At 73.2% G+C, this 17980-nt stretch carries 10 protein-coding genes, 1 tRNA gene and 1 other RNA gene; 3 read left to right on the top strand and 9 right to left on the bottom strand.

Annotated elements, in window-relative coordinates; translation table 11 throughout:
- Positions 1-20 precede the first annotated feature (20 nt).
- Positions 21-833: a TSUP family transporter gene (locus tag LGQ04_RS06745; protein WP_229242911.1), complete on the bottom strand. Its 813-nt coding sequence runs from the start codon at positions 831-833 to the stop codon at positions 21-23.
- Positions 834-948: 115 nt separating this feature from the next.
- On the opposite strand from LGQ04_RS06745, the gene LGQ04_RS06740 reads away from it, so the two are divergent.
- Both LGQ04_RS06740 and LGQ04_RS06735 read left to right on the top strand, forming a co-directional pair.
- The gene (locus LGQ04_RS06740; protein WP_229242910.1) at positions 949-1323 is read left to right on the top strand and encodes a metalloregulator ArsR/SmtB family transcription factor; all 375 of its coding nucleotides are present in this window, start codon (positions 949-951) and stop codon (positions 1321-1323) included.
- On the top strand, positions 1320-1874 hold the full coding sequence (locus LGQ04_RS06735) for an SRPBCC family protein (protein ID WP_229242909.1): 555 nt from the start codon (positions 1320-1322) through the stop codon (positions 1872-1874). Before LGQ04_RS06740 ends, LGQ04_RS06735 begins: the two co-directional genes overlap by 4 nt.
- Positions 1875-1887: 13 nt before the next feature.
- On the opposite strand, the gene LGQ04_RS06730 is transcribed toward LGQ04_RS06735, so the two are convergent.
- The 7 genes from LGQ04_RS06730 to ffs form a co-directional block, all read right to left on the bottom strand.
- Positions 1888-2457, bottom strand: coding sequence for a DUF5063 domain-containing protein (locus LGQ04_RS06730; protein WP_229242908.1), 570 nt, complete (start codon positions 2455-2457; stop codon positions 1888-1890).
- Positions 2458-2472: 15 nt separating this feature from the next.
- The gene (gene recR / locus LGQ04_RS06725) at positions 2473-3072 is read right to left on the bottom strand and encodes a recombination mediator RecR (protein WP_229242907.1); all 600 of its coding nucleotides are present in this window, start codon (positions 3070-3072) and stop codon (positions 2473-2475) included.
- A 35-nt stretch (positions 3073-3107) separates the two neighbouring features.
- Positions 3108-6047, bottom strand: a complete 2940-nt coding sequence (locus LGQ04_RS06720; protein ID WP_229242906.1) for a DNA polymerase III subunit gamma and tau — start codon at positions 6045-6047, stop codon at positions 3108-3110.
- 82 nt (positions 6048-6129) lie between these two features.
- On the bottom strand, positions 6130-6792 hold the full coding sequence (locus LGQ04_RS06715) for a methionine ABC transporter permease (protein ID WP_229242905.1): 663 nt from the start codon (positions 6790-6792) through the stop codon (positions 6130-6132).
- On the bottom strand, positions 6792-7973 hold the full coding sequence (locus LGQ04_RS06710) for a methionine ABC transporter ATP-binding protein (protein ID WP_372469985.1): 1182 nt from the start codon (positions 7971-7973) through the stop codon (positions 6792-6794). The genes LGQ04_RS06715 and LGQ04_RS06710 overlap by 1 nt, the downstream gene beginning before the upstream one ends.
- Positions 7974-8052: 79 nt before the next feature.
- On the bottom strand, positions 8053-8949 hold the full coding sequence (locus tag LGQ04_RS06705; protein ID WP_229242904.1) for a MetQ/NlpA family ABC transporter substrate-binding protein: 897 nt from the start codon (positions 8947-8949) through the stop codon (positions 8053-8055).
- Between the two features lie 407 nt (positions 8950-9356).
- Positions 9357-9453, bottom strand: an RNA gene (gene ffs / locus LGQ04_RS06700) — signal recognition particle sRNA small type.
- 138 nt (positions 9454-9591) lie between these two features.
- Between ffs and LGQ04_RS06695 the strand changes: the two genes are divergently transcribed.
- Positions 9592-9677 (top strand) — tRNA-Ser (locus tag LGQ04_RS06695).
- Between the two features lie 229 nt (positions 9678-9906).
- On the opposite strand, the gene LGQ04_RS06690 is transcribed toward LGQ04_RS06695, so the two are convergent.
- Entirely contained in the window at positions 9907-17865 is a 7959-nt protein-coding gene (locus tag LGQ04_RS06690) for a DUF5979 domain-containing protein (protein ID WP_229242903.1), read from the bottom strand.
- Positions 17866-17980 lie beyond the last annotated feature (115 nt).

Raw genomic sequence — 17980 nt, 5'->3', positions numbered from 1 at the left:
GCGCGGTGGGGCGGGAGCGATCAGAGGAGGTCGGTCACGACGTCGTAGCCGAGCTTGAGGATCAGCGCCCCGACGACGACGACGAACACGACGCGCACGAACCCGCTGCCCTTCGCCACGGCCATGCGCGCGCCGATGTAGGCGCCGAGCAGGTTGGCGACGCCCATGAGCAGACCCAGCCCCCACAGGACGGCCCCGTAGGGGACGAAGAAGATCAGCGCGCCGGCGTTGGTGGCGAAGTTGGCGATCTTGGCGAGCGCCGACGCGGGCAGGAACGCGTAGCCGAGGATGCTCACGAGCGAGATGACGAAGAAGGTCCCGGTGCCGGGGCCGAGCAGGCCGTCGTAGGCGCCGATGACGAGGCCGATGCCGGCGGCGGCCCACCGGTGCCCGTTGCCCTCCCAGCGCAGGTTCGTCGCGTGGCCGAGCCGCGGCTTCGCGATCGTGTAGGCGGCCACCGCGACGAGCACGACGAGGATGATCGGCGTGAACAGGTCCGCGGGGATGCGGGACGCGAGCGCGGCACCGCCGATCGCGCCGACGAGCGCGGCGAGGGCCATGGGTCCGGCGGTCCGCAGGTCGGGGCCCACGCGCCGGTAGAACGTCACGGCGCTCACCGACGTCCCCATGATGCTCGACAGCTTGTTGGTCGCGAGCGCCTGGACGGGGCTGATGCCGGGCACGAGCAGCAGCGCCGGGAGCTGGACGAGGCCTCCCCCGCCGACGACGGCGTCGATCCACCCGGCGGTGAGCGCGGCGAGGACGAGGAGGACGACGGTCAGGCCGTCGATCTCGAGACCACCCGTGGAGGGCAGGGCAAAGGCGGGCAGCACCCCCCAGTGGTACCACGGCCGGACGCCCCGCCCCCGCCCCGCCCCGCCCCGGTGGAGCGCACGGGACGTGACACCCGCGTCGACAGATGCGTAACCACGCGGTTACGCTTCATGGATGGACGTGTTCGAGGCTCTCGCCGACCCGGTGCGGCGCGACCTGCTGCACGCGCTGCGCCACGGCGACCTGACCGCCGGCGCCCTCGCCGCCGTGCGTGACGACGTCTCGCGGCCGGCCGTCAGTCGGCACCTCCGCGTCCTGCGCGAGGCGGGGCTCGTCGACGACGAGACCACGGGCCGCAACCGCGTGTACACGCTGCGGGCCGACGGCCTCCGCCCGGTGCGCGACCTGCTCGACACGCTCGGCGCGCCCGGGGTGCCGGTCCCGCCCGTCCCCGCCCGGGCGCTCGACGGCCTCGACCTCGAGGTCCGCCGCACGACACGAGACCGGCGCGCCGGGAACGGTGCGTCGCGACAAGAGGAGAGCGCATGAACGACCCCACGCACGCCGACCCGACCACCGGCCCGACCACCGGCACCGTGCCGGAGCCCCGGGGCGGCGTCGTGCACGGACCGGACGGCCCGGAGCTCGTGGTGACGCGGACGTTCCGGGCGCCCGTCGCCGACGTGTGGGCCAGCCTCACCGAGCCGGACCGGCTGGAGCGGTGGATCGGCCGCTGGGAGGGCGATCCGGCGACGGGCCGCGTGACGTTCCTCATGACCGCCGAGGGCGAGGACGTGGAGCCCGAGGAGTACACCATCACGCGGTGCGACCCGCCCCACGCGTTCCGCGCCGACACGCAGGTCGGCGACGACCAGTGGCACGTCGGCTTCGACCTCGACGAGGCGGACGGCATCACGACCCTCACGTTCCGGCAGGTGCTCGGTCCGCGGGACGACGCGCGCTCCGTCGGGCCGGGCTGGGAGTACTACCTCGACCGGCTCGTCGCGGCCCGCGACGGTCGCTCGCCCGACGACCTCGACTGGCGCGCCTACGAGCGGGCGCTCGCCGACCACTACGGGCGGCGGCCGGAACCGCGCTGACGCGCGTGCCGGGTCAGGACTGGAGCGCGTCGTACTCCGCCTCGGCGGCGACGTCGTCGTCGACGTCGAGCCGCAGGTGCGCGAGGGCGCTCTGCAGGACCCGCAGCCCGCTGGCGGCGCGCTCGCCCCACAGGGACACGTACGAGAACTGCCACCACCACAGGCCTTCGAGCTCGCGACCCGCCTCGAAGTGCTGCAACCCCTTCGCGAGGCACTCGGCGACGCACGCGAGGTCGCCCGACAGGGACGCCGCACTGATCTCCGCGCCGACGAGCGGGTCGGTGATCTCGACGTAGTCGTCGAACCCGTCGAAGAGGCGGGAGAGGGCGGTGCGCAGCGGGTCGAGGTCGGTGTCCGGGCCGGCGTCGGGCTCGAACCGCTCGACCGGCACGACGTCGCCCATCGCACCCAGCCGGGCGCCGACGGCCAGGACGTCGGACAGGGCGAGGAGCAGGAGCGGCAGCACCGCGCCGGGGGTCGCGCCGGCCGCGACCTGCGCGGTGGTCGTCAGGTACGCGCGCGCCTCGGCGGCCGTCTCCTCCGCGATCTCGCGCAGCTCCGGGTCGTGCTCGATCTCCCCCACGTCGTGCCCCTTCCGTCAGCCGCCGACCAGGCGGCGGCCCTCGAACGCCCGGCCGAGGGTGACCTCGTCGGCGTACTCCAAGTCTCCACCGACCGGCAGCCCGGACGCGAGACGTGTCACGCGCAGTCCCATCGGCCCGAGCATCCGCGCGAGGTACGTCGCCGTGGCCTCCCCCTCGACGTTGGGGTCGGTCGCGAGAATCACCTCCGTGACCTGCCCGTCGGCGAGCCGCGTCATGAGCTCGGAGATCCGCAGGTCCCCCGGCCCGACGTTCTCGATGGGGTTGATGGCCCCGCCGAGCACGTGGTACCGGCCGCGGAACTCGCGGGTGCGCTCGATGGCGACGACGTCCTTGGGCTCCTCGACGACGCAGATCACCTCGGGCGAGCGCCGCGGGTCGGCGCAGATGCGGCACGTCTCGGACTCGGCGACGTTGCCGCACGTCTCACAGAACCGCACGCGCGCCTTCACCTCGGTCAGCGCGTCGACGAGGCGGCGGACGTCCGCGGCGTCGGTCGCGAGCAGGTGGAACGCGATGCGCTGCGCGCTCTTCGGCCCGACGCCGGGGAGTCGGCCGAGCTCGTCGATCAGGTCCTGGACAGCGCCTTCGTACACGCCCTCAGCCTACGGGTCGCCACCCGCAGCGCGGCTCAGGCGCCCTGGCCCTGGATCTCCTCGATGATCGTGCCGCCGAGGAGGTTGACCACCAGGGCCGTGCCGACCAGGCCGGTCGCGACGATGTCGGGGTCGTCGGCCGACGGCAGGTCCTCCATCGGGTCGGGGGCGCTACCCGGCACGCGGGTCCCGGCGTCGGGGGCGCGCCGTGCGCTGCCCGACCGTGCGACGTCGCGCGCCGACGCGATCGCGGCCGACGCCGCGGCGCGGGCCGCCGACGCACCGCTCAGCGGCGGGACCGTCCGGGTCGTGCCAGCCGGGTTGCCCGACTGCGCGGGGTCGCCCCCCGCACGCGGCTCGCCCACAGGGCCGGGCGACGACCCGGGGGACACGCCCGCGGACCAGGACGGCGCTGGGTCGGGCGGGTCGATGTCGGGCGGGTCGATGTCAGGCGGGACGATGTCGGGCGGGTCGAGGTCGGCGGTCGGCTCGGGCGGCAGCGCCCCGGCGAGCCACGCCTCGTCGGCCGTTTCCGCACCACCGGCCGTCGGCGCCGGCATGCTCTCGACGCGCGCGGCACGGACCGGCGCGACGACGGCGGGCGCCCCCGCGAGCCAGGCCTCGTCGGCCGCGTCGACGACCGCGCCACGCGGCGCGGTGCTGGGCGCGGTGCTGTCGGGCGCCGGAGCGGGTCGTTCCTGCAGCGCCACGGCCGCGCGCGGGCCGGGCGCGCTCGTCCCGGCGGACGGGACGGACCCGACGACCGAAGACCCCGCCGCCTGGGGCACGGCGGTCCCGGACCCCGGGGGCCTCGCCCCGGGGGTTCCGGGCCCGGTGGTCCCGGACCCGCCGGACGGCACGGGACTCGGCGCCGCCGGTCCGGCGGGGTCCGGCGTGGCGGGGTCGTTCCCCGTGCTCTGCACCGACCCGCCGCCGGGCCCGCCCTCGTCGAGACGCGGCTCGACGCGCACCTGCAGCCCGAGGGTCTGGTAGACGGCGTCCTGCACGGCACCGGTGTGCCGCGCCGACGAGAACGCCCGCGCGAGCCCCGCCGACGGGAACGCGAGGAACAGGACGTCGGAGCGCAGCTCCGAGACCTGCGCGTTCGTGCTCACCAGGGACCACGTGACGCGGTTCGCGCTGAGCGTCTCGAGCACCTCGGGCCACCGGCGACGCAGGTCCTCCGTCGTCATCGCCGGTGCAGCGGCGGCCGACGAGCCGGCGCCCTGCTCGACCGCGGGCCCCGGCTCCGGCTGAGGTTCCCGCTGAGGTTCCGGCTGAGGCTCGTGCTCCACGGACACGGGCTGCGCTACCTCGCCGTCCGCCTCGTGCGAGGACGCCTCGGAGGCCGGGTCCTCCGGCGCGTCGCTCCCGGCCGCGGCGAGGGCCGCAGCCGGCTCGACCTGGCGGGGCTCGTCGACCGTCTCGGCCGTGTCGGCCGCGTCACCCGTGTCGGCCGTCGCGGGCTCGTCGGACGCGGCGGGCACGTCGGCGACGGTGGGCACGTCGGCCACGGCAGGCCCGTCGGTCGCAGCAGGCTCGTCGGTCCCAGCCTGAACGGCGGCCGCGTCGGGCACGACAGCCACCGCAGGCGTGGCGACCGCGTCGGGCACGACCGTCTCGGTCGGGGCCCGACGGCCGAGAGCGGCACGCACCGCCGCGGGGCCGCTGAGCGCGGACGAGGGTGCCGTGACCGCCGGGGCGGCCGGGGCGGCGTCGGGCACGGGGCGCGCGGACGCCCCCACGGGCACGGCCGCGGACGCCGCCGGGGCGGGAGCGGCAGGGGCCCCGGCGGGCGCGCCGCCGAGCCCTCCGCGCTCGAGGCGGTCGAGGCGTGCGGCGAAGCCCGCCGCGCCGTCGTCCGCACCGGGCAGCAGGAGGCGCGCCACGAGCAGCTCGAGGTGCAGCCGGGGCGACGTCGCGCCCGTCATCTCGGTGAGGGCGGCGTTCACGAGGTCGGCCGCGCGCGACAGCTCGGCGACGCCGAGGTTCTGCGCCTGCGTGCGCATGCGCGCGAGCTGGTCGGCGGGCTGGTCCCGGAGGACCGCCTGCGCCTCGTCGCCCGAGACCGCGATGACGATGAGGTCGCGCAGCCGCTCCAGCACGTCCTCGACGAAGCGCCGCGGCTCGTGGCCCGTCGCGACGACGTGGTCGACGACGCGGAAGATGCTCGCGCCGTCGCGCGCCGCGAGGGCGTCCACGACGTCGTCGAGCAGCGTGCCGTGCGTGAACCCGAGGAGCGCGACGGCGCGCTCGTAGTCGACCTGGCCGTTCTCCGCCCCCGCGATGAGCTGGTCCATGACGGAGAGCGAGTCACGGACGCTGCCGCCGCCCGCGCGGGTGACGAGCGGGAAGACGCCCTGTCCTACGGCGACGCCCTCGGCCGTGCACAGCTCCTCCAGGTAGGGGCCGAGCACGTCCGGCGGGACGAGGCGGAACGGGTAGTGGTGCGTGCGCGAGCGGATCGTGCCGATGACCTTGTCGGGCTCCGTCGTCGCGAAGACGAACTTCACGTGCTCCGGCGGTTCCTCGACGATCTTGAGCAGCGCGTTGAAGCCGGCCGGCGAGACCATATGCGCCTCGTCGATGATGAAGATCTTGAAGCGGTCGCGCGTGGGGGCGAACGTCGCGCGCTCGCGCAGGTCCCGCGCGTCGTCCACGCCGCCGTGCGAGGCCGCGTCGATCTCGACGACGTCGAGGCTGCCCGGGCCCCCGCGCGCCAGGTCCACGCAGGAGGGGCACTCTCCGCACGGGGTGTCGAGCGGGTTCGCGTCCGTGTTCCGCGCGCAGTTGAGGGTGCGCGCGAGGATGCGCGCGCTCGTCGTCTTGCCGCAGCCGCGCGGCCCGGAGAACAGGTACGCGTGGTTGACCCGTCCGCTGCGCAGCGCCTGCATGAGCGGCGCGGTCACGTGGTCCTGACCGATCACCTCGGCGAAGGTCTCGGGCCGGTAGCGGCGGTACAGGGCGGTGCTCACCCCGGCTACTCTAGACGTCGGGACCCACGCGCACGAGACCGCCCACCCGGCCCGTGGACGACGCCGCGGGCCGGGCCGGGCGTCACCGGTGCAGGGCCTTGCGCGCGAGCCAGTTGCCGAGCAGCTGGGCCAGCTGGACGATCCCGATGATGACGAGGACCGTCACGACCACGACCCCCCAGTTGTACCGCTGGTAGCCGTAGACGATCGCGAAGTTGCCGAGCCCGCCGCCGCCGATGATTCCGGCGATCGCGGACATGTCGAGCACCGCGATGAAGAGGAACGTGTACCCGAGGATGAGGGGCGCGAGCGCCTCCGGCACGAGCACCGTCGTGATGATGCGCCACGACGACGCGCCCATCGCGCGCGCCGCCTCGACCACGCCGGGGTCGATGCCCACGAGGTTCTGCTCGACGATGCGGCTCGTGCCGAACGCCGTCATGACCGACAGCGGGAAGATGAACGCCTCGGTGCCGAGCGTCGTGCCGACGACCTGGAGCGTCACCGGCCCGAGCAGCGTGACGAAGATGATGAACGGGATGGGCCGCACGATGTTGACGACGACGTTGAGCGTCCCGAACACCCAGCGGTTCTCCAGGAGGTTGCCGCGCCGGGTCACGTAGAGCGCGATGCCGAGCGCGAGCCCGGCGAGCCCGCCCGTGAGCATCGCGACCGTGACCATCTGGAGGGTCTGGCCGAACGACTCCCACAGGATCGGCCACAACGTGGACCAGTCGCGGTTCATCACAGACCTCCGGGGATGCCGTGGCGGAACGAGACGCTGCCTGCGGACCCGAGCTGGTCGCCCGGGTGCTCGCCCGGACCGTCGGGCGCGTTCCCGACGGCGAGCCGCACCACCCGGGGGTCGTCCAGCGGGTGCTCGGCCGTGCCGAGGTCGACGACGTCGGCCCGCTCGGCGAGCGCGACGAGGAACGGTGCGACACGGTCCTCCGGGGCGTCGAGCTCGACGGTGAGCGAGCCGAACGGCCGCTCCCCCACCTCGGAGATGCCCCCGTAGACGACCGACCCGTCGACGCCGTGCTCGCGCAGCAGCCGGAACAGGTCGGTGCCCGTGGCGGCGTCCTCGCGGACGCCGACGGTCACGAGGCGCCCGGGGTGCCGCTCGCGCAGGCGGGCGAGCGCGTCGGGCGACGGCCGGTCGTGCAGCGCGGTGCCGACGAACCGCTGCGACGCGTCGGCGCGCGGCGCGGAGAAGACGTCGTAGACGTCGCCGACCTCGACGACCTTGCCGTGCTCCATGACGGCGACGCGGTGGCACGTCGAGCGCACGACCTCCATCTCGTGCGTGATGACGACGATGGTGATGCCGAGCTCGGCGTTGACCCGCCGCAGGAGGGCGAGCACCTCGCGCGTCGTCTCGGGGTCGAGGGCGGACGTCGCCTCGTCCGCGAGGAGGATGGTGGGCTGGGCGGCGAGCGCGCGGGCGATGCCGACGCGTTGCTTCTGCCCGCCGGAGAGCTGGCGCGGGTACGCCTTCGCCTTGTCGGCGAGCCCGACGAACTCGAGCAGCTCGGCGACGCGCGCGGCGCGCTTCTCGCGCGACCACCCGGCGACCTTGAGCGGGTAGGCGACGTTCCCGGCGACGGTGCGCGACGACAGCAGGTTGAACTGCTGGAAGACCATGCCGATGCGGGAGCGCACCTCGCGCACGCGTCGCTCGGGCAGGCCGGTGATGACCTGGCCGTCGACGACGACCTCGCCGGCCGTCACGGCCTCCAGCGCGTTGACGAGCCGCACGAGCGTCGACTTGCCTGCGCCCGAGTACCCGATGACGCCGAAGATCTCCCCCGTGGCGATGGTCAGGGAGACGTCGTCGACGGCGTGCACGGCGTCCTCGCCCGTCCCGAAGGTCTTGCTCACGTGGCGCAGCTCGATCGCGGCGGGCGCGGTGTCCTGGGTGCTCACGGTCCTATGGTCCTCCCTCTGGTCCGATCTGGACGTGACGACGGCGCGGCACCGTGGTGCCGCGCCGTCGCCCGGTCGGTCAGGAGTTCCGGATGTCGTCCTCGATGCCGGCGAGGATCTCCTGGAGCTCGTCGGCCGGGTTCTCCTTGATGACGGCGGTGCCGCCCGACGCCGTCTTCTCCGCCTCGACGACCTCCGGCGCGTGGGAGAGCTCCGCGAGCGCGAGCAGCGTCTCGTCGTCGGCGTCCTCGGCGCGCGCGACCCACACGTTGATGTACGGCTTGGCGGCGTCGGAGTCGGGGTCGTCCTGGAAGAGCGCCTCCTCCGGCTTCAGCCCGGCGTCCTCGACGAAGTCGTTGTTGATGATCGAGGCGTCGACCGACTGGAGCTGGATCGGCGTCTGGGCCGCGTCGACGGGCGTCACGGTCACCTTCGAGCTCGGGAGCACGTCGGCCTCGGTCGAGATGGAGCTGCCGCCGCCCTCGAGCTCGACCAGGCCGGCCTCCTGGAGCACGAGGAGCGCGCGGGCGAGGTTCGTCGGGTCGTTCGGCACGGCGACCTGGCCGCCGTCGGGGATCTCCTCGAGCGAGGCGTGCTTGGTCGAGTAGAGGCCGAGCGGGTAGACGGCGGTCGCGCCGATGGGCTGGAGGTCGTCGTCCGCGTCGACGTTGTAGCCCGCGAGGAACTGCAGGTGCTGGAACTGGTTGAGGTCGAGCTCGCCCTGAGACAGGGCCGGGTTCGCCTGCGTGTAGTCCTGGAGGTCGACGAGCTCGATCTCGATGCCCTCGGCGGTCGCGAGGTCCTTGTAGACGGCCCACTTGTCGTCGGCCGCGCCGACCACGCCGATGCGGACCGGGTCCTCGGCGTCGCCCGAGGCGGTGCCGGCGTCGTCGCCGGACGAGCACGCGGTGAGGGTGAGGGCGGCGGTGGCCGCGATCGCGGTCCAGGTGAGTCGCGTGCGGGTGGAGGCAGCCATGGGTGTTCCCTTCGACGGGGTCGCGCGAGGTCGGCACGACGGGTGCAGGGGTGTGTCCTGCGGGGCGGGGTGCGGGGGTGCTTCCGACGGGCCATCAGCCTCGTGGCGAGCGGGGGGTCGCGCGACGCTCGGGACGCGCGGACCGGTTCAGGGGCAGGGAGCGTTCCCTGCGGGGGACGACGGCGCGGGTGTCAGCAGCCGCACATTCGCCCGGTGCCCCGGCCGTCGCGACAGCACGGCATCGCGGCGCAGGAGGCTGCGCGCGGGGCCGGGGCGGCGACGACGAGGAACGGGGTCATGGCGTTCATGATGGGCACGCGGGCGGCGTCGGCGCCAGTTCCCGCCGCGATTCGTCCACGATATGGACGCGGCTTTGGTCACATGGCGGATCGCACCTGGTCGCGGACGCAAAGGACCCCTCGCGCACCCACCAGAGCTCACCTACCCTTGCTGCCTTCCGGCCCTGGGGGAGTTCGGCGAGATGATGCCGCACGAGGGGTCTACGACCAGCCTAGCCCAGGTCCGGGCCGCGACCGAAACCGGTCGCCCGACGGGACGATTCGGCCTGAGCACGCCCGTCCGGTATCCTCGTTGCGCTACCCGGTCCACGAGCACGGCCGTGCTCTCGACCGCGGTGCACCAGGAGGATTCGCCTAGTGGCCTATGGCGCACGCTTGGAAAGCGTGTTGGGTTAACAGCCCTCGGGGGTTCGAATCCCCCATCCTCCGCCCAGGACGAAGCCCCTGACCTGCCTCGCAGGTCAGGGGCTTCGTCGTGCGGTCCCGGACACGGCGAAGCCCGTCGCACGACGTGCGACGGGCCTCCCGACGTCCCGACGGTCCGACGCGCCGGGACGAGAGCGCCGGCGGTGCCGCCGACGGCTAAGGGTCAGCCTACGGCCCAACGGGCCCCGACGGCAGGGGGTGAGCCGTTTCTGTTGGCCGGGTGTGCCGTCGTTCACACCTCCCGACGGCGTGCGGCGGCCACCACCACGACCCCGAGACCGACCAGCACCACCACCGCGAGCACGGCCGCGACGACGCGAGCACCCGTGGGCGGCAGGTCCGCCGGGGTGGCGGGGAACGCGTTGGCGACCGTCACGCTCACGCTCGGCTCCACGCCGGTGCCGACGTCGAACGCACCCGTCGTCGGCACGCCGTCGGCCGGGTCGACCGTCGTCTCCTCGCCGGCCGCGGTGAGCGTCACGCGGACAGCGTCACCCGCGTCCGTCTCCGCGACCGTGCACGACGCGCCCTGCGGGACGACGTACGTCGCGGTCCAGTCGTCGGCCGCGGACAGCGTCCGCTCACCCCCGCCCGGGACGTCGACGGGGACGGTCCCGCCGTCCACCTCCCAGGTGCACTCCGTGAGGACGGTGAACGCGTCACCCTCGTGCTCGGCCGCCCCGGGGCCGACGAGCTCCTTGGTCACGACGACCTCCGCGACGTCGAACGTGTTGGTCACGGTGATCGCGACCGGCTCCGCACCGACGGTCGCGGCACCCGGCTCGCCGCCGTCGACCGACGACACCTCGACGTCGTGCGCACCGCCCGTCGCCGTCTCGGTCACCACGCAGTCCGCGTCGATCGGCAGCCCGTCGTACACGGCCACCTCACCCCCCGTGACCGTGCGCTCCGCACCACCGGGGACCGCGACGTCCGCGCCCTCGAACGTGCACGCGAGCGAGACCTCGAACGGACCGGCGCCGAACGCCTCGGCGCCGTCCCCGGTCACGACCTTGGCGACCTCCACGCTGCCCGTGTCGTAGGTGTTCGTCACGACGACCTCGACCGGGTCCGCGGGAAGTTCCGCGCCGACGATCGTCACCGGGTCCGGATCGACCGCCACCGAGGTCGCGCCACCGATCTCCGTCTCCGTGACGGAGCACGAGTCGCCGTCCTGGAGCCCGAAGTAGAGCGCGGGGAAGCCAGGCCCGAACCGGCGGTCCGGTCCGCCGGGGATCGTCTCGACGGGCGCCCCGGTGACCGTGGTGCACTCCAGCGAGACGGCGTAGGGGAACTCGTCGAACGGGATCGTGCTGAAGTCGAAGTCAGCCAGCTCCTCGAGCGTCGTCGGCAACGGCGGCAGGTCCGGCATCGGCGGAGCGAACGCGGCCCCGTCGCCGTCCACGACCTTGCGCACCACGAGCGGTGCCGTGAGGAACGTGTTGGTCATCGCGACCGTCACCGTCGTCGGCTCGCCGTCGTCGGCGGGCGGCACCTCGACGTCGACCGTCGGGACCTCGCCGGACGGGAACTCCACAGGGTCGCCGTCGTCCACGGCGACCGTCGTCGACGACGCCCCGAACGTCTCCGTCTCCACGACGGTGCACTGCGACCCGACGGGCAGACCCTCGTACACGACCGGCTCGCCCGGCACGAGCTCGCGCGTCGCACCGCCCGGGATCGTCAGGTCGACGTCCTCGTAGGTGCACGCGAGCTCGACCTCGAACGGACCGGGGCCGTACAGCGCGCCGAGCCCGGCGAGCTCCTTGTCCACCTGGACCGACCCCACGTCGAACGTGTTCGTCACGACGACCTGCGCGGGCTCGTCGGCGTCCACGACCACCGTCGACGGGACGACGACCGCGCCCGTGGCGCCCGCGTCGTCGAGCTCCGTGACGGTGCACTCCGCCCCGGCGGGCAGGTTCGCGATCTCCGCGTCGAGCGGACCCGCACCGCCGAGCACGACCGTGCCGTCGTAGACCGTCTGCGGGCCGGTGCCGTCGTCGTCGTCGAACGTGCACACGACCTGGATGGTGAACGGCCCCGCGCCGTACTGCTCCGCGCCCTCGCCGTCCACGACCTTCTGCAGGTCGATCACGCCGACGTCGTACGTGTTGGTCAGGGTGACCGCGTTGCGCGGCTGACCCACGAGGTCCCCGGCGAGCGTGAGATCGGCCGTCGTGCCGTCGGTGACGTCGGGCTCGCCGAGCGGACCGTGCCGCACGGTGATGGTCGTCGACGACGCGTTCCCGGCACCGGTCTCGGTGACCGTGCACTCCGCGTTCACCGGGAGCCCGTCGAACTCGACGGACTCGCCGTCCTCCAGCTCGAACGTCATCGGCGTGTCGGGACCGAAGCCGTCCGCGTAGACCGGCTCGCCGAGGAACGTGCAGTCCACCGTCCCGTCGAACGGGCCGAACACCACCGGTTCCCCGTCCTGGTCGACGGCGTCGCTGACGACCTCCTTGTCGATGACGATGCTCGACAGGTCGTACCAGTTGACGGCCCCGATGAGGACCGGGTCGTCGGCCGTCTCGCTGTCGATGATCACCGACTCGGGCAGGAGGACGAGGCGGGTCTGCCCGTCGCTGCCATCCTCCGTCACCGTGCACTCCGAGCCCCACGGGATGTCCTCGACGACCGTCGGGGCCCCCGGGGTGACGGTGATCTCGACCGGGTCGAGCACCGTCTCCACCCACGTCCCCGGCGACGACGTGCACTCGACCGTCATCGTGAACGTCTCGGGCGCGAGGTCCGCGGCCTCGCCGGCCACGACCTTGTCCACCTGCAGCGAGCCGACGGCCGTCGCGACGCCGACCTTGACACCCTCGGTGGTCAGCATGTTGAACCGGCCGCCCGCAGGCCCGACACCGACGCCGTTCGCCGCGGCGGAGTTGAACGCGATGGCTCGGTCCCCGGCCTCGGGCACCCGCGGGGGCGTCGTCGACGTGCCCTCGAGCGCGACGAAGCTTCCGGGGCGCAGCGGCTGGTCCGCGGGGAACGTGATGACGGTCTTCAGCGCCGTCACCGACGCGTACAGCGCGTCGCTGCCCCCGGAGGGCAGCGGCGCCCACCCACCGGCGTCCGGGTCGTCGGAGCACGTCTGGCCCGAGAGGGGGTCCTCGATATCGTCGAGGCAGTAGTCGTCGACCGTCGTGTAGTAGAAGGTCGCGACCGCGCCCGCGGGGGCGTTGACGAGGGCCGGCGGCGCGTCGTTCGTGAGGATCGGCGTGAACTGCGACCCGCGCGGGCTCCCCTGGTACGACGGGCCGTCACCCGGGGTGGGCAGCCGGTCGTACACGACCACCGTGTCGATGGGCAGGTTGCCGACGTTGTCCACACGGATGTGCCACGTCTCGTTCTCGCCCGGAGGGATGACCGGCGTGCAGGGGTAGGAGTAGAAGCCGCCGGCGTCGGGTGTGCAGTCCTCCGGCTGGACGTCGCCCGGCTGGTCCGGGTCGACGATGATCCCGAGCGGGTACTCGTCGTCCGTCGACCGCACGGACTTCGACTCGGCGAGCACGGCCGCCGGGACCGTCGTGACGTCCGCGTCGGCCTCGCACGCGCCGGTCTCGTCGTTCAGTCGGCTCACGCACTCGTCCCACGGGCGGTCGCCGGTCACCCCCGCCGTGTTGCGGACCACCGTCTGCGCCGGGAGCGTCACGCGGAACTCCACCTGCACGGTGATCGTGTAGGTCTGCCCCACCTCGAGGACGGTGCCCTCGGGGAACGTGAAGGTCAGGGACCCGATGTTCCCCGAGCGGTCGATCGTGACCTGATCCGTGTCCGTCGGCATCGCGGGACCGTTCGCCGGGTCCGGGGCTGCACCGTCGAGCGCGAACGCGTACGGCTCGGCGACCTCTGCGAGGCGCAGCTGGGGGCCGTCCGGGTCCGTCGGCATGGGGTCGGTGACCACCGGGTCGTAGATCGGCCGGTTGCCCGTGTTCCGGATCGTGATGTTCATGGGGAACACGCCGTCCGGCGGACGGGTGCTGGACACCTCGCCGGCGAAGTCCTTGACGATCTCGACGGCGTTCTCCGTGTGCGCGTAGGTGATCGTCGAGGTCGCGTCGGCCGTCGAGCTCACCGGGATCGGGTTCTCGGGGTCCTCCGGGTTGAAGACGAGGTCGGCGCCCGTCACCGTCGCGGTCACGTCGTTCGTCGCGAGGCCCGGCGCGGTCTCGCCGGGGGCGGGGTCGTTCTGGGCGAGGTCGCTCGGCACGGGCGTGCCCGGGTCCGACCGGAGCGTGTCGCGCACCTGCACGGTGAGGTGTACCACCTGCGTCGGGTCCGACGGGTTCTCCCAGATCGTTCCGTCCGCCTTGGTGAAGGTGAGGCGGAGCCCCACGACGTCGGCCGGCTGGACGTCGCCGGGCAGCGCGAACGTCCCGGAGGGTTCCCCGTCGGTCCACACGCAGTCCGCGAACGTGTCGCTCGCCTCGTCGTACGTCCCGCCCGTGCAGGCGTCGACCTGCACCTGGTCGATCGGCGCCCGGAACGTGGTGTCCGCGAAGTCGACGAGGTCGTACTGGTTCCAGAAGCTCCCGTCCACGTCGGTGAGGACCATCTCGACCGCGCGAGACGGCCCCTGGGGCTGCCCCGTGATCTCCAGCACCGAGGTCGGGTTCTCCTCCGCGTCCGACCCGGGCTCGACGACGGTCGGCGGGTCGAACGACTTCGTCTGCTCCATGCTGATCGCCGCGTCCTGCAGCTCCATGTCCGCGGTGGCCCACGCCTGCGGCGTCTGGTCGGTCGTCCCGCCGGGGTCCGACACCTCGGCGCCGGCGCTGTTCGGCACGGGGTTCGGGTCGTGGTCCACGGTGACGCGCTCGCCGGTGTACCGGTCGAGCTCGCGCAGCTTGAGACGCATCTCCAGCACGCCCTCGTTGTTCCCGGTCTCCGTGGAGGCGATCCTGCCGTCGAACGTGACCTCCACGCCGACGACGTCCGCGAGCTCGTCCACCGTGAGCGCCTGCGCCTGCGCCGGTGTGTAGTCCGTGGCCGTGCCGCCGACGGTGGTGAGCGTGACCGTCGTCGTCTCGGTGCCGTCCGGCGGCGAGACGGCGATGATGTCCGTCAGGGTGAAGGCGTCGAACGGGTTGGTCCCCGGATCCACCTCCGGCTCGACGACGAGGCCGGCGTTGGCGGAGGACGGTTCGGCGATCCGCAGCTCGTCCACCCGCGCCACCGAGTTGTTGGAGGCGGTGACGGTGACCACCGTCGTCGGGAAGTCCTCGTAGGGCGTGCCCTCGGGCGGCACGGACAGCGGACCGCCGGCCCACGTCTTCGAGATCCCCACGTTGATGGGCTCGTCGATGATCAGCACGTCGTCGTCGTCGGTGTCCGTGCGGACGACGGCGTCCCCGCCCCCCGGCGGGTTGAAGGTCGCCGTGCCGCGCGCCGTGTCGGTGACGAGTCCGGGGTCCTCGGCGTTGTTGTAGATCTCGTCCTGGTCACGGCCGAGCGCCGGACCTCCGCTGCGACGGTCGTCGCGCAGCCGGAAGGTGAGGTCGAGGTGGCGGCCGTCGGCCTGCGTCGACCGTGCGACGCCCTCGCCGGCGGCCGGTTCGGTCGGGTCCGCGGGGAACTGCTCGCGGCCGGGCGACTCGGTGTAGGTCAGCCGCACGGACGTCGCGTCCTCCTGCTCGTCCGCCGTCAGCGTGTACCCGGGGAACGTCCCGTCGCACGCCTCCGGGCAGGGGTCGTCGGTCGCCTCGACCCACGCTCCGTCGATGTACAGCTCCACGCTCTCGACCTGGTCGTACTGCAGGAGCGGGTCGTCGAGCGCGACCGAGACGAGGTCGAACGCGTCGTAGAACGAGTCGGAGATCCCCGGGTCGTCCGCGGCGACCGGGTCGGCGAGGTCGCTGATCACCATCGGGTCCACGTTCTCGAACCCGTTCGTCGACCAGGTGACCCGGGCCGTGATCTCGTCCTGCGTGCGGGCGCGCACGGTGTAAGGGGTACCCGTCTGGCCGTCGGGTGCGAGGAACGCCTTGGCGATGAAGTCGAGGTCGCCCGGCTCGGTCGGCACGGGGAACGGGTCGACCGTGTCGCAGCCCTCGGCGGGTGCGGTCGGGGCCACCGTGTCCGCCGAGGCGCTCGACGCGCCGCAGTTCTCGACGGGGTCGTCCTGGTCCTGCGGCCCGTCGTAGGCGGCGACGAAGTTCGGGGAGACGCTCGTCCCGGGCGGGATGCCGTCGCCGGTGGTGTCCTCGTAGACGAACTGGACCCCCTGTGCGCCGTCAGGCAGGTCGCAGTTGACGGTCGCGGATCCCTGCACGGGGCTTCCGCACCCGGGTGCCTCGACCCACGCGGTCCCGTCCCAGTAGTTGACGGTCAGCGCGGTACCCGCCGGCACCCCCGTGGACCGCACGGAGGATGCGGTGAAGGAGTCCCAGAACTCCCCCGGGGCGCCGGGGTCCGTCGGGTCCTGCACGACGATCTGCTCCGCGCCGGTCGTGGAGCCGTCGGGACCGAACGGCAGGAGCTGCGTCGGGAGGCCGACGACGACGGTCTGGCCGGGCAGCGCGGGGATCGTCGACGGCGAGATCGACTTGGTCGTGCTCGTCGCGAGCCGGTCGGTGAGCGTGACGAGCGACGCGTCGGCGGTGCTCGAGTCGTTGGGGATGGTCGCGGTGATCTCGTTCGGGTGGGTGACGTCGTCGGTGACCTGGTCCGGGTCGGTGTCCACCTGGAACGGCAGGGACGCCTCGGCCCCGGTGACGATGTCGCCGGTGAAGGACACGGTGAACCCGACGACCGTGCAGCCGCCGGGCGGGTCGGGCAGGGTGTTCGGCTCGGTCGCGTCGACGGTGGGCGTGGAGCCGTCCGCGCACGTGTACGTCACGCTCGCGCCGTCGGCACCCGTGGGCCACTGGACGACGCCGGGGTCGTCCGCGGTCCCCCAGCCCGTGAACGTGAGCGGGTCGTCGCCCTCGAAGGGGCTGTCGGTCCCGGGCGAGGGCTCGGTGATCGACAGGCCCGTCGTCGGGTCGCCGGCGTTCGTCGCCCCGATGGTCACGGTGCTGGACGCGCCCGCGCTCACGGTGGCCGGGTCGAACGACTTCGTCGCGGTGACGGTGTTGTTCGGCGGCGTGAGGACGTAGGTGTCCTCCGCCTCGACCGGTGTGGACACGGTCCCGTCACGGATCACGGACGACGCCGTGTCGTTGGTGACGATGGTCTCGTCGGTGATCTGCGTGACCGCCGCCGACTGTGCGGTCGCGAACGGGATGCTCGCGGTGGCACCGATCGCGATGTCACCGGTGAACTCGACGGTGAAGCCCTCGACGACGCACCCGTCCGGCGGGTTGGGCAGCGTGTCGGGCGTGGTCGTGCTGTCGCTCGGCGTGGAGCCGTCCGCGCACGTGAACGTCACCGTCGCCCCGGTCGCGCCCTCCGGCCAGGCGATCCCCGTGCCGTCGCCGTCCGGTCCGAAGCCGGTGAACTCGAGGTAGGTGAAGGGGTTGGGATCCGCTGCGGGGTCCACGGGCTCGGAGAGGACGAGGCTGTCCACCGGGTCGTTGGACGTGTTGGTCGCGCCGAGGGTCACGAGCGCGGGCGTGCCGGGGCTCGCGATCGCCCCCTCGGGCGTGATCTCCTTCGTCGTCGCGGAGTCGAGGTTCAGGGGGACGGTCGGCGTGATGGAGTTCGATGCCTGGTTCGCGGGGGCGTTGTCCGAGACGACCGTCGCGGTGTTCGTGATCGGCACGCCGTCGGCCGCGTAGGGGATGTCCGGGTCGACGACGGCGTTGATCAGGATCTGCACCTGACCACCGTTGTTCACGCTGTCGGCGGTGTAGGTGACGGTGTCGGTCTCGGTGTCGGGGTCGAGGGAGCCGTTCGTGGCGCCGCTCTGGTTCTGCACCGAGGCGCTGACGAGCTCGATCCCGTCGGGGAGGGGGTCGGTGATCGTCGTCGGCACGCACGGGTCCGCGTTGGGGTCGGAGCACGACACCGTGACGACCCACTGCACCTCGTCACCGGGCGTGTACGGGCCCTGACTCAGGGCCTGCTTCTGGATGCCCCAGGACGCCGCCGCTGCGGGGGCGGCCGGGACGAGGGCGAGCGGCAGCGCGAGCAGTGCGGTGCCGACCGCGGCCCAGGTCTGGCGCAGCCGTCTCGCCCGACGCTGCCGCGCCGTCCGTCCCGCTCGGGTCGTACCGTCCGCCGTCCGGCGTTCCGCCATCGCGATGCCCTCCGAAGATCGCGCGCCCACCTCGACGCACGTCGTCGTGCGCCGACCGTCGTCACGACACTGCCACACGACCTTCACGGCGTCGCGGTGAACGCGCGACCTCGCG

It is taken from the genome of Cellulosimicrobium marinum (genome assembly GCF_020551945.1).
In the GTDB taxonomy this organism is placed as follows: domain Bacteria; phylum Actinomycetota; class Actinomycetes; order Actinomycetales; family Cellulomonadaceae; genus Cellulosimicrobium; species Cellulosimicrobium marinum.
Note: the sequence above shows the minus strand (reverse complement) of the source record. Positions and strands in the feature narration are given on the sequence as shown.